This window comes from Pseudomonas sp. PDM01 (assembly GCF_014852325.1).
In the GTDB taxonomy this organism is placed as follows: domain Bacteria; phylum Pseudomonadota; class Gammaproteobacteria; order Pseudomonadales; family Pseudomonadaceae; genus Aquipseudomonas; species Aquipseudomonas migulae.
The window spans coordinates 177,823-190,284 of record NZ_JACVBK010000010.1; the positions used below are offsets into that span (position 1 = coordinate 177,823).

Below are 12,462 nucleotides of genomic sequence, written 5' to 3' on the forward strand. Positions count from 1 at the left end.
CCGCTATCGCGAGCAGGCTCGCTCCCACAGGGGTTCGGTGTTGGTTACATAGATGGGGTCGAGCGGGCGACGATCGCTTCGACATCCAGCCCTCGCGGCAACGCGCCGTATACCCGACCAGTGGAACCGAGGCGGCTGGCGATGAACGCATCGCTGACCGCCGAATTGCCGGCCTCCAGCAACAGCTTGGCTTGCAGCCCCAACGCAATGTCTTCGGTGAGCTGCCGCGCACGATACTGAATGTCGCTGGTGTCCTTGAACGCCGCCTGCAACTGGCTGATGTGCGCGGCCAGCCGTTTGTCGCCGTGACCATCACCCAACTCGCTGAACAGCACATCGAGCACACCCGGTTCTTTCGACAGCGCCCGCAACACATCCAGGCATTGCACGTTGCCGGAGCCTTCCCACGTCGAATTGACCGGTGCTTCGCGGTACAAGCGCGGCAGGATGCTGTCTTCGACATACCCGGCACCGCCCATGCATTCGGCAGCTTCGTTGATCATCGCGGGCGCGCGCTTGCAGATCCAGTACTTGCCCACGGCGGTCACCAGGCGCGCGAATTTGGCTTCGTGCCCGTCATCCAGATGATCCAGCGCCTTGCCCATTCGCAGGCTCAACGCCAACGCCGCTTCGCTCTCCAAGGCCAGATCGGCAAGGACGTTCTGCATCAACGGTTGTTCGCTGAGCAGCTTGCCGCCGACGCTGCGATGAGCGCAGTGATGACTGGCCTGGGTCAGCGCCTGACGCATCAAGGCGCTGGAACCGACCATGCAATCGAAGCGGGTCATGGCAACCATTTCGATGATGGTCGGAACGCCGCGCCCCTCTTCGCCGACCATCCACGCCAGCGCACCGCGAAACTCGACTTCGCTGGAGGCGTTGGAGCAATTGCCGAGTTTGTTTTTCAGGCGCTGGATGTAGAACTGATTGCGTGTGTCGTCCGGGCGATGGCGTGGCAACAGGAAGCAGGTCAAACCTTTGTCGGTCTGGGCCAGCGTGAGGAAGGCATCGCACATCGGCGCAGAACAGAACCATTTGTGGCCCACCAGTTCGTAGGCCTGGCCCGGCCCGCTGGCACCCACCGGATACGCCTTGGTGGTGTTGGCCCGCACATCGGTGCCGCCCTGTTTCTCGGTCATCGCCATGCCAATGGTGACACCGGCCTTATGGGCCATGCCGACATTGCGCGGATCGTATTCGGTGGCGAGGATTTTCGGCAGCCACTGCTTGGCCAGGTCCGCTTGCAAGCGCATCGCCGGCACACTGGCGAAGGTCATGGTCAATGGGCAACCGCTGCCGGCTTCAGCCTGGCTGTGCAGGTAGGTCATGGAAGCGCGGGCGACATGGGCGCCGTCCTGTGGATGCGCCCAGGGCAGCGAGGTCAACCCGTGCTCGATCGCCGTGCGCATCAGCTCGTGATACGCCGGGTGAAATTCCACCAGATCGATGCGATGACCGTAGCGGTCGTGGCTGCTGAACACCGGTTTGTTCTGGTTGGCCAGGAACCCCGCTTCCATCAGCGGCCCGCCGGCCAGCGCGCCGTAAGTGTCGATCCGCGACTCGGCCCAACCGGCCCCGAAACGCTGCGACCACTCCTGCAAAGGCAGGTCGATGCGATACAGGTTGGCGCCGTCCAGCGACGGCGGCTGGTTGGTGACTTCGTGGGTTTCGGCGAACTGATGCAGGTTCATGACGGGGCTCCTTTGGTCAGCCAAGGAGTTCAGTTAAGCACTGCCCCGAGGCCGAACAAAGTGGCATATCCGCCTAACTGTCGGCGCTTTCGCCTTGTTTTGGACAAAGCACGCGTCGATACAACGCGGCCTGCAAATCTTCGAATTTCACCGGTTTGCTCAGGTAATCGATCAAGGCACCGGTTGGGCAGCGCTCCCGATCAGCGCTCAAGGCAATCATGAACACCGGCAATTCGGCACAACCCGGCAAGTCCCGGATCTGGCAGCAGACAGACTCCCCGTCGAGGGGCGGTAGCTGACAATCGAGGAGTACGGCATCAAAGGTTTCACGCTGCAGGACTTCCAGCGCGGTCACCCCGTTGTCCGCCGTACGGACCCGAAACCCGAGCTTGAGCAACATGCCGCGCATCACCAATTGATTGATGCTGTTGTCGTCCACCAGCAGCACCGTGCAGTCCTGAGGCAAGCGCAGGCGCGGGAATTCCCGGGTCATCAATGGCGTTGTCACGCGCTCGACCACCGGCAATTCAAACTCGACGTCAAGCTGGAAGCGGCTGCCGCGACCTGGCTCGGAGCGGTGAGTCAGGTTCCCGCCGAGCAGGTCGACCAGTTGTCGACAGATCGCCAGGCCGACACCGAGGCCGCCATATTCACGGGTCATCGAGCCGTCGAGCTGGAAGAACCGCTGATACAGCGTCGCCTCGCCCAGATCGGTAAAGCCGATGCCGGTGTCGATGACCGCAAAGGACAATGCCAGCTTGCCGGGCTCCACGTTTTTACCCGAGACCCGCAGCGCCACCCCGCCCACTCGCGTGAACTTGATCGCGTTATCCAGCAGGCATTCCAGGCATTGCGCCAACTTGACGTTATCGCCGTACAAGCGGTCCGGCAGGCCCGGTGTCACCTCGACCTTGAAGTCCAGCGACTTGCCCGACGCGTTGCCTTCGAACTGCACGCGCAAGGTATCGACCACGCTGCGCAAACTGAAGGTGGACGCCGAAGCCTTGAGCTTGCCGGCCTGCAATTCGGTCAGGGTAAGAATGCCGTTGACCATGCGCATCATGTCGCGTGCCGAACCGGCGGCCGTTTGCTGGTATTGCTCCAGCTCCGGGTCCATCTCGACGGTTTGCATCAATTCCAGCGAACCGATCACGCCGTTCATGGGGGTGCGCAATTCGTGGGTCAGCGTGGCGAGGAATTCATCCTTGAGCTTGTTACTGTGCGCCAGTTGCTGGTTGAGCACTTCAAGCTTTTGCCCTGCATCGAACAAGGTTTGCGCCTGTTGCTCGCGCATGGCGTTGATGCGGTCGGCCAAGGCCAGGGACAGCAGCGCCACCTCGATGGCCGAACCGATCTGGCTGGAGTACATGGTCAGGAATACGTTCGGCAGGTAACCCAGCACCATCATCGTATTGATGATGCCGCCGAGCAAAAACGCCGACCAGGCGATGATGAAATAGCGCGCCACCCGCAAGCCGCGCCACCAGGCGAAAAACCCTGCGGCGAAAATCACCACGGTGAACGACAGGGCCAGCGTCGTCGCCAGGCGCAGGGCCAGAGCGTAACTGGTCATCAATGACAACCCGACGACTACCGCACTGAACGCAATCAACGCCAGCAGCAAGCGATCGAGCCAGCGGCTGAGGGTCGCCGTTTGCAGGAAGCTGCGGGCGAACTGGCTGCCGAACAGCCCTGCACAACCAATGAAAAACGGCGTCGCGGCGTTGGCCCACCACGGGTTGTCTGGCCAGAAATACTCTACGGCCGCGCCATTCACCGACAGCTGATACAGGCCGAACGAGGCAATATAAAAAATGTAATAGAGGTAGCTGGTGTCGCGCACGCTGAGGTAGATGAACAGGTTGTAGACCAGCATCCCCAGCAACACGCCGTAAATCAGGCCCAACACATAAAGCCGCACCGGCTGTTCTTCGAGGAACGCAGTGCTCGACCACAACGTGACCGGCGCCTGGATCGACCCTTCGCTTTGCAGGCGCAAGTACACGGTTTGCATTTGGTCGGGCGTAAAGTTCAGATCGAACAGGTAGTTGTTCTGGCGAATCTCGCGACTGCTGAACGGCAAGGCGTCGCCGGTCTGACGGGCCAATTGATAGCTACCGCTGGCATCAGGCAAATACAGATCAAGGTGATCGAGGGGCGGATAGGCCAGTTCCAGCAGCCACGTCCGCTGTGCAGCGGGATTGGTCGGGCGGTAATGCAGGTCGATTTTCAGCCAGAACACCGAACGCGAGTAACCGGCGTTGAGCGTGGCCTTGTCATGGGGCTTGAAGTGTCCGGCAGCGGCTTGCGCGCGGATATCGGCAATGCTCGCCTGACCATCGGCGTCTTCGAACACTTGCAGGGTTCGGCCCAAGGGCAGGCTTTGAGTGAACTCATCGAACTCGACTGCGCTTGCCATGAGGGGCAAGCAAAACAGCAACATCAGCAAATAGCGCATTTAAGCCCCAGCGTGGCCTGTCCGGTTATCTCAGGAAGCCCCTCATTCCTTTTGAGTAGACGTAAAACCGGCATTACCTGTTATTGGTTTGGATCCACTCTAGCATAGCCGTTGATGGCCATTGAACACCATTGAAATTTTTCTTGGAAAGGCTCTAGAACGGGTGTTCCAGAGAAGAATATAGAGCCAGAGCTGTTTGCTCGGTCAGATTGTGACAATCCCGGACGACTGCATTTCCAGCCCATGACACTCTATCGGCAGACCTGGCGGGCACTGCACCCGAAAATCGATGTTTGGTGGTAAGCTCGCGCACCATGAATATCTACAGCTCTCGCCCCGTTGTCCTCTGTCTCTCCGGCCACGACCCAAGTGGTGGCGCCGGCTTGCAGGCAGATATCGAAGCCCTGCTTGCCCAGGGATGTCATGCGGCTCCGGCCGTCACCGCCCTGACCGTGCAAGACACGGTCAACGTCACGGATTTCCGCGTCCTCGACCGTGAGTGGGTGCTGGCTCAGGCCAACGCCGTGCTCAACGACTCCGAAGTCGCCGCCGTCAAGCTGGGCATGCTCGGTTCCCTGGAAATGGTCGACACCGTCGTCGAACTGCTTCAGGCGCACCCGCATTTGCCGATGGTCTGCGACCCGGTGCTGCGCGCCGGCGGCGGCGGACGACTGGGCAAGGACGAAGTCGGCTACGCCATGCGCGAACGCTTGCTGCCCCTGGCTATCATCGCCACCCCTAACCTTCCCGAAGCCCGCATCCTCGCTGAACTGCCAGAAGGCACCGCCGACGAGTGCGCTGAAAAACTCCTGCCGTTCGTCAAACACCTGCTGATCACCGGCGGCCACGGTGATGAACACGAGATACACAATCGCCTGTACAGCCGCGACGGTCTGCGCGAAACCTATACCTGCCAGCGCTTGCCCGGCAGTTACCACGGTTCGGGTTGCACATTGGCGAGCGCCCTCGCCGGTCGTCTGGCCCAGGGTGAAAACCTCATCAGTGCCGTGCAGAGCGCGCTTAACTACACGTGGCGCACCCTGCGCGATGCCGAGCAGTTGGGCAAAGGCCAGTTCGTGCCGCGCCGCCTGCCACTGGATTTCTGTTCGTAACGCCATGAGGCATGCCCGATGAAACTACGCGGCCTGTACGCCATTACCGACAGCCAGTTACTGGCCGGTAAATTTCTTTCGTACGTGGAGGCGGCGCTGGAAGGCGGCGTCACCCTGCTGCAATACCGCGACAAGAGCAGCGACGAGGCCCGCCGTCTGCGTGAAGCTGAAGCCCTGCGCGATCTGTGCGAACGCTACAAGACCCATCTGATCATCAATGACGATGCCGAACTGGCCGCACGCCTGAACGTCGGCGTGCACCTGGGCCAGACCGACGGCCCGCTGACCCCGGCCCGTGCGTTGCTCGGTCGCCAGGCGATCATCGGTTCGACCTGTCACGCGCAACTCGAACTCGCCGAACAAGCGGCCAAAGAAGGCGCCAGTTATGTCGCCTTCGGCCGTTTCTTCAATTCCAGTACCAAACCCGGCGCACCGACTTGCAGCCTCGAACTGCTCGACCAGGCCCGCAGCACATTGCACCTGCCGATCTGCGCGATCGGCGGCATCACCCTGGAAAACGCCGCCCCGCTGGTGGCCCACGGGGTCGATCTGCTGGCGGTGGTCCACGGCCTGTTTGGCGCCGAGAGCACGGCTGAAGTGACCCGCCGCGCCCGCGCATTCAACGAATTACTAAAAATCTGATTTGAGAGCCCCATCATGTCTCGTTCCGAAACGCTGTTTGCCAATGCCCAGAAACACATTCCCGGTGGCGTGAATTCACCTGTTCGCGCGTTCAAGAGCGTTGGCGGCACCCCCCTGTTTTTCAAACACGCTGAAGGCGCCTACGTCACCGACGAAGACGACAAGCGTTATGTGGATTACGTCGGTTCCTGGGGGCCGATGATCCTCGGCCACAGCCATCCGGACGTGCTGGACGCGGTGCGCAAGCAGCTGGAACACGGCTTGTCCTATGGCGCCCCGACCGAGATGGAAACCGAGATGGCCGACCTGGTCTGCTCGATCGTCCCATCGATGGAAATGGTGCGCATGGTCAGCTCCGGCACCGAAGCGACCATGAGCGCGATTCGCCTGGCCCGTGGTTTCACCGGTCGCGACAGCATCATCAAGTTCGAAGGCTGCTACCACGGCCACTCCGACAGCCTGCTGGTTAAAGCAGGTTCCGGCGCCCTGACCCAAGGCGTGCCGAGCTCGGCCGGTGTACCGGCGTCCTTCGCCAAACACACCCTGACCCTGCCGTTCAACGACATCGACGCCGTAGAAACCATGCTCGCTGAAGTGGGCCAGGACGTGGCCTGCATCATCGTCGAGCCGGTGGCCGGCAACATGAACTGCGTACCGCCGGCACCGGGCTTCCTCGAAGGCCTGCGAACCCTGTGCGACAAGCACGGCGTGGTGCTGATTTTCGACGAAGTGATGACCGGTTTCCGCGTTGCCCTCGGCGGTGCTCAAGCGCATTACGGCGTTACGCCAGACCTGACCACGTTCGGCAAGATCATCGGTGGCGGCATGCCGGTTGGCTGCTTCGGCGGCAAACGCGCAATCATGTCGCACATCGCGCCACTGGGCCCGGTGTACCAGGCGGGCACCTTGTCGGGTAACCCGCTGGCAATGGCGGCCGGTCTGACGACCTTGCGCCTGATCAGCCGCCCAGGCTTCCACGCCGAACTGAGCGACTACACCAGCCGCCTGCTCGATGGCCTGCAACAGCGCGCCGACGCTGCCGGCATTCCGTTCGTGACCACCCAGGCCGGTGGCATGTTCGGCTTGTACTTCAGCGGCGCCGACGACATCGTCACCTTCGATGACGTGATGGCCAGCGACGCGAAGCTGTTCGGCCGCTTCTTCCACCTGATGCTCGAAGGTGGCGTGTACCTGGCGCCAAGTGCATTCGAAGCCGGCTTCACCTCGATCGCCCATGGCGAAGCCGAGTTGAAACTGACCCTGGATGCCGCCGAGCGCGCTTTCGCTGCATTGAAATAACGTTGTGCCGCTGACGTTGGCGATTGCCAGCGTCAGCTTTCACCTACATTCCCGCCTCTTTTCCTACTCACCTGCCAATAATCCCCCGTAAAGTGGGCGATATATTCCCCGTGCAGCAGAAAAACGAGTAAAGACTTTGTAAGGTTGGCCCTGCTTATTTCATAATGCGCGCTTATTGGATCCCCTCGTTGGGTCCGCGCGCCCTTCAGAGGTAAGTCGATTCCCATGAACCGCACCGGCCGCGCCCTTGCAATGGGCTGCCTGTTGCTCCTTCAGCCCCTGCTCGCGCTCGCACAAGCAGGCGGCAACTCGTTGTTAATCCCAGCGATGGGTCGCTGCACCCTCAATACCCAGCCGCAAGACCTGGCACAGGCGCTCGCCGCCTGTCAGAAAGCGTCGGATGAAGGGGATGCGCAAGCGCAATACGAGTTGGGTGAGTTCTACTACGACGGCAAAAACACCCCGCGCGATCTCAAGAAAGCCCTGGATTACTTCGAAAAGGCCTCGCTGCAAGGCCATGCCCAGGCGCAATTCAAACTCGGCACCATGTTCTTCCACGGCGAAGGTGTACCGGCCAATAACGTTCAGGCGTACATCGTGCTGAAAATGGCGGCGGTCAATGGTGCGGAAGAAGCGCTGGATACGGCGGATGAAGTCGCCGAGAAGATGCCGCGTGAAGAGCTTGAAGTGGCGACTCAGGTGCTTGGGCAGATCTTCCGCAAGTACCTGATGGAATTGCAAAGCGCCGATGGGCGTACGCCGTTTTCGCCTCTTCCCTGATTTCTGCGCTGTTCTGACTGGCCCCATCGCGAGCAGGCTCGCTCCCACATTGGATCTTCAGTGAACACAATATCTGTGAACACTTGAGATTAACTGTGGGAGCGAGCCTGCTCGCGATGGGGGCAACGCGGTCTTGAGGCTTACTTCTCAGGCATCGGCATCGGAAACGGCATCACATTGCCGACCGCGCCACGGGCTTCGCTGATTTTCGGGGTGCCCAGACGCTCGACTTCGTCGATGCGCACGATCGAATGCATCGGCACAAAACTGCGCACCACGCCCTCGAACTGAGCCTTGAGCTTCTCTTCGCTCGGGTCGACGACCACTTGCGTGCGCTCGCCAAAGACGAACTCTTCCACTTCCAGGAAGCCCCACAGATCACTTTGATAGATCTGCTTGGCGTACATTTCGTACACCTGGCCCTGATTGAGGAAAATCACCTTGTAGATTGGAGCTTCACGTTTGGTCATGGTGGGCGAGCAACACATCGGGGGATAAAAATGAGGGCGCGAACTATAGCATAGCCACCGGACGCGCAACGGTAGGAACCTTGGGACATGTTCCCTATAATGCGCGGTTCTTTGAATCACGTGATGACTGTATCCATGGCCAAGAAGCTTTACATCGAAACCCACGGTTGCCAGATGAACGAGTACGACAGCTCGCGCATGGTTGATCTGCTGGGTGAACATCAGGCCCTGGAAGTCACCGCTCGCGCTGAAGACGCCGACGTGATCCTGCTCAACACCTGCTCGATCCGTGAACGCGCCCAGGACCGGGTGTATTCCCAGCTCGGCCGCTGGCGCGAACTGAAACTGGCCAACCCGGAGATGGTGATCGCCGTCGGCGGTTGCGTCGCCAGCCAGGAAGGCGCCGCCATCCGCGATCGCGCACCGTACGTCGACGTGGTGTTCGGCCCGCAAACCCTGCACCGTTTGCCGGAAATGATCGACGCCGCACGCGCTACCAAGCTGCCGCAAGTCGATGTCTCGTTCCCGGAAATCGAAAAATTCGACCACCTGCCCGAGCCGCGCATCGATGGCCCGAGCGCTTATGTGTCGGTGATGGAAGGTTGCAGCAAGTACTGCACATTCTGCGTGGTGCCCTACACCCGCGGCGAAGAAGTCAGCCGCCCGTTCGATGACGTGATTGCCGAGATCATCCACCTCGCCGAGAACGGCGTGCGTGAAGTGACGTTGCTGGGCCAGAACGTCAACGGCTATCGCGGAACCACTCACGATGGTCGCCTGGCGGACCTCGCCGAGCTGATCCGCGTGGTCGCCGCTGTCGATGGCATCGACCGCATCCGCTACACCACTTCGCACCCGCTGGAGTTCTCCGACAGCCTGATCCAGGCCCACGCCGAGGTACCGGAACTGGTGAAACACCTGCACTTGCCGGTGCAATCGGGTTCGGACCGCATTCTGTCGGCGATGAAGCGCAACCACACGGCACTGGAATACAAATCCAAACTGCGCAAGCTGCGCGCCGCCGTTCCGGGGATCTGCATCAGCTCGGACTTCATCGTCGGCTTCCCGGGCGAAACCGAAAAAGACTTCGAACAGACCATGAAGCTGATCGAAGACGTCGGTTTCGACTTCTCCTATTCGTTCGTCTATAGCCAGCGCCCAGGCACGCCGGCGGCCGATCTGGCCGACGAAACGCCGGAAGAACTGAAAAAAGAACGCCTGAACGCCTTGCAACATCGCCTGAACCAGCAAGGTTTCGAGATCAGCCGACAAATGGTCGGTTCGGTCCAGCGGATCCTGGTGACCGATTACTCGAAAAAAGACCCTGGCGAGCTGCAGGGCCGGACCGAGAATAACCGGATCGTCAACTTCCGCTGCGACAATCCAACCCTGATAGGTCAGTTTGCCGACGTGCATATCGATGCCGCTCAGCCGCACTCGCTGCGCGGCTCTCTAATTCAATGACACCACAAAACCTGTAGGAGCGAGGCTTGCCCGCGAAGGCTGCGCCACGGTCTGCCTGACAAACCGCGTTATCGTTCATCGCCAGCAAGCCGGCTCCTACAGAATCGAGGTGTGTCAGGTCGAGATATTTAAGAGCTTTCGCACCCGCCTCACTGGCGTTATCCTTGATTTCATCTTAATTGCCCCAGGGCGGCTAAATACGACCTTGAACGCACCCATAGAACCACATCGTTTTATCCTCGAGCCCTTTGAGGCTCGCCGCTTTGCCAATCTGTGCGGGATGTTCGACGAGCACCTGCGCTTGATCGAGCAACGCCTGACCATCGAAATCCGCAACCGCGGAAATCAGTTCGAGCTGATCGGCGACCCCAAACACACCACCTCCGCGGAAAACCTCCTGCGCCGCCTGTACCGGGAAACCAAGGGTACCGAGCTGTCGCCGGACATGGTTCACCTGTTCCTGCAGGAATCGGCCGTCGAAGAGCTGGACAACGTTTCGCCGTCCGAACCTTCCGTGGCCCTGCGCACCAAAAAAGGCATGATTCGCCCTCGCGGCTTGAATCAGCTGCGCTACGTGAAGGAAATCCTCGGCAACGACATCAACTTCGGCATCGGTCCGGCCGGTACCGGCAAGACCTACCTGGCCGTTGCCTGCGCGGTAGATGCATTGGAACGCGAGCAGATCCGCCGCATCCTGCTGGTGCGCCCGGCGGTTGAAGCGGGCGAAAAACTCGGCTTCCTGCCCGGCGACCTGTCGCAAAAGATCGACCCGTACCTGCGACCGCTCTACGACGCACTCTACGAAATGCTCGGCTTCGAATACGTCGCCAAGCTGATCGAGCGCCAGGTGATCGAAGTCGCGCCGCTGGCCTACATGCGCGGTCGCACGCTGAACAACAGCTTCATCATCCTCGATGAAAGCCAGAACACCACCGTCGAGCAGATGAAGATGTTCCTGACCCGGATCGGCTTCGGTTCCACAGCGGTCATCACCGGTGACATCACCCAGGTCGACCTGCCGAAAGGCACCAAGTCCGGGCTGCACCACGTGATCGAAGTGCTGAAAGACGTACCGGGCATCAGCTTCACCCATTTCATGCCCAAGGACGTCGTGCGCCATCCACTGGTGCAGCGGATCGTCGAAGCCTACGAGCGCTTCGAGAATCGCGGGGCAGACGAAACACCAAAGGACAGCCGCCGCGATGCTTGAGCTTGATCTGCAACTGGCCACCGAAGCATCTGCGCCAAGTGAAGCCGAGTTCCGCCAATGGTGTGAACTGGCCCTGCGCCAGCGCACCGCCGACTCCGAAATGACCATTCGCCTGGTCGACGAAGCGGAGGGGCGCGAGCTGAATCACACCTGGCGGCAAAAGGACTACGCCACCAACGTGCTGTCGTTTCCTGCCGATGTGCCTGACGAGTTTCTCGACATCCCGCTGCTGGGCGATCTGGTGATCTGCGTGGCGGTGGTCGAGCGCGAAGCCGCCGAACAAGGCAAGGAACCCAAGGCCCACTGGGCACATCTGGTCATTCACGGCTGCTTGCATCTGCTGGGTTACGACCATATAGATGACGACGAAGCCGAAGAAATGGAAGCACTGGAACGAACGTTGCTTGCTGAGTTGGGCTATCCCGACCCGTACACGGACGACGAAACAGAAACATCCCCTATCGTTACAACAAAGGATTCAGAGTAATCGCTATGAGCGAAGATCGATCGAGCAACGGGCAGAAGTCATGGCTGGGTAAGCTCACCCAGGCTTTTGCCCACGAGCCGAAGAACCGTCAGGAGCTGCTGGAGCTCCTGCGCGATGCACATCAAAACAAGTTGCTGGACAGCGAAGCGCTGGCCATCGTCGAAGGCGCCATCCAGGTTGCAGACCTGCAAGTACGGGACATCATGGTCCCGCGTTCGCAGATGATCAGCATCAAGGCGACCCAGACACCCCGTGAGTTTTTGCCCGCCGTGGTCGACTCTGCCCACTCCCGCTACCCGGTCATCGGCGAAAGCCACGATGACGTGATGGGCGTGTTGCTGGCCAAGGACTTGCTGCCGTTGATCCTCAGGGAGAACGGCGACAGCTTCAACATCAAGGACCTGCTGCGCCCGGCCACCTTCGTGCCCGAGTCCAAGCGCCTGAACGTGCTGCTGCGCGAGTTCCGCGCCAACCACAACCACATGGCCATCGTCATCGACGAATACGGCGGCGTGGCAGGCCTGGTGACCATCGAAGACGTGCTGGAACAGATCGTCGGCGACATCGAGGACGAGCATGACGTCGAGGAAGACAGCTACATCAAGCCGCTGCCCAGCGGTGATTTCCTGGTCAAGGCCCTGACGCCGATCGAGAACTTCAACGAATTCTTCGACAGCGAGTTCTCCGACGACGAATTCGACACCGTTGGCGGCCTGGTGATGAGCGCGTTCGGGCACTTGCCAAAACGCAACGAAATCACTGAAATCGGCCCTTACCGCTTCCGTATCCTCAATGCGGACAGCCGTCGAATCCACCTTTTGCGCCTGACTCCAATTGCCCGTTAAGGAC

The 12,462-nt window shown here is 60.3% G+C and carries 11 protein-coding genes; 8 read left to right on the plus strand and 3 right to left on the minus strand.

Annotated features, from left to right (window positions below):
- Positions 1-44: 44 nt before the first annotated feature.
- The gene (locus tag IB246_RS24260; protein WP_008044570.1) at positions 45-1,691 is read right to left on the minus strand and encodes an acyl-CoA dehydrogenase family protein; all 1,647 of its coding nucleotides are present in this window, start codon (positions 1,689-1,691) and stop codon (positions 45-47) included.
- A gap of 73 nt (positions 1,692-1,764) precedes the next feature.
- Positions 1,765-4,149: a hybrid sensor histidine kinase/response regulator gene (locus IB246_RS24265; RefSeq protein ID WP_008044567.1), complete on the minus strand. Its 2,385-nt coding sequence runs from the start codon at positions 4,147-4,149 to the stop codon at positions 1,765-1,767.
- A 314-nt stretch (positions 4,150-4,463) separates the two neighbouring features.
- Between IB246_RS24265 and IB246_RS24270 the strand changes: the two genes are divergently transcribed.
- The 4 genes from IB246_RS24270 (at position 4,464) to IB246_RS24285 (ending at position 7,982) form a co-directional block, all read left to right on the plus strand.
- Positions 4,464-5,261, plus strand: coding sequence for a hydroxymethylpyrimidine/phosphomethylpyrimidine kinase (locus tag IB246_RS24270; protein WP_008044566.1), 798 nt, complete (start codon positions 4,464-4,466; stop codon positions 5,259-5,261).
- Between the two features lie 18 nt (positions 5,262-5,279).
- On the plus strand, positions 5,280-5,903 hold the full coding sequence (gene thiE, locus IB246_RS24275) for a thiamine phosphate synthase (RefSeq protein ID WP_008044565.1): 624 nt from the start codon (positions 5,280-5,282) through the stop codon (positions 5,901-5,903).
- A 15-nt stretch (positions 5,904-5,918) separates the two neighbouring features.
- Entirely contained in the window at positions 5,919-7,202 is a 1,284-nt protein-coding gene (gene hemL / locus IB246_RS24280) for a glutamate-1-semialdehyde 2,1-aminomutase (protein ID WP_008044562.1), read from the plus strand.
- Between the two features lie 225 nt (positions 7,203-7,427).
- Entirely contained in the window at positions 7,428-7,982 is a 555-nt protein-coding gene (locus tag IB246_RS24285) for a tetratricopeptide repeat protein (protein WP_008035122.1), read from the plus strand.
- A 140-nt stretch (positions 7,983-8,122) separates the two neighbouring features.
- On the opposite strand, the gene IB246_RS24290 is transcribed toward IB246_RS24285, so the two are convergent.
- On the minus strand, positions 8,123-8,452 hold the full coding sequence (locus IB246_RS24290; protein ID WP_007894425.1) for a DUF1820 family protein: 330 nt from the start codon (positions 8,450-8,452) through the stop codon (positions 8,123-8,125).
- 135 nt (positions 8,453-8,587) lie between these two features.
- Between IB246_RS24290 and miaB the strand changes: the two genes are divergently transcribed.
- The 4 genes from miaB (at position 8,588) to IB246_RS24310 (ending at position 12,458) form a co-directional block, all read left to right on the plus strand.
- Positions 8,588-9,916 carry a tRNA (N6-isopentenyl adenosine(37)-C2)-methylthiotransferase MiaB gene (gene miaB, locus IB246_RS24295; RefSeq protein WP_032832882.1) on the plus strand — a complete coding sequence of 443 codons (1,329 nt, stop codon included), beginning with the start codon at positions 8,588-8,590 and terminating at the stop codon, positions 9,914-9,916.
- A 205-nt stretch (positions 9,917-10,121) separates the two neighbouring features.
- A complete protein-coding gene (locus IB246_RS24300; protein ID WP_032829221.1) occupies positions 10,122-11,126 on the plus strand; it encodes a PhoH family protein in 1,005 nt (334 codons plus the stop codon).
- The gene (ybeY, locus tag IB246_RS24305) at positions 11,119-11,613 is read left to right on the plus strand and encodes an rRNA maturation RNase YbeY (protein WP_008044557.1); all 495 of its coding nucleotides are present in this window, start codon (positions 11,119-11,121) and stop codon (positions 11,611-11,613) included. The genes IB246_RS24300 and ybeY overlap by 8 nt, the downstream gene beginning before the upstream one ends.
- A 5-nt stretch (positions 11,614-11,618) precedes the next feature.
- Complete coding sequence (locus IB246_RS24310) at positions 11,619-12,458, plus strand: HlyC/CorC family transporter (protein WP_008035118.1); 840 nt, start codon at positions 11,619-11,621, stop codon at positions 12,456-12,458.
- Positions 12,459-12,462: the final 4 nt, after the last annotated feature.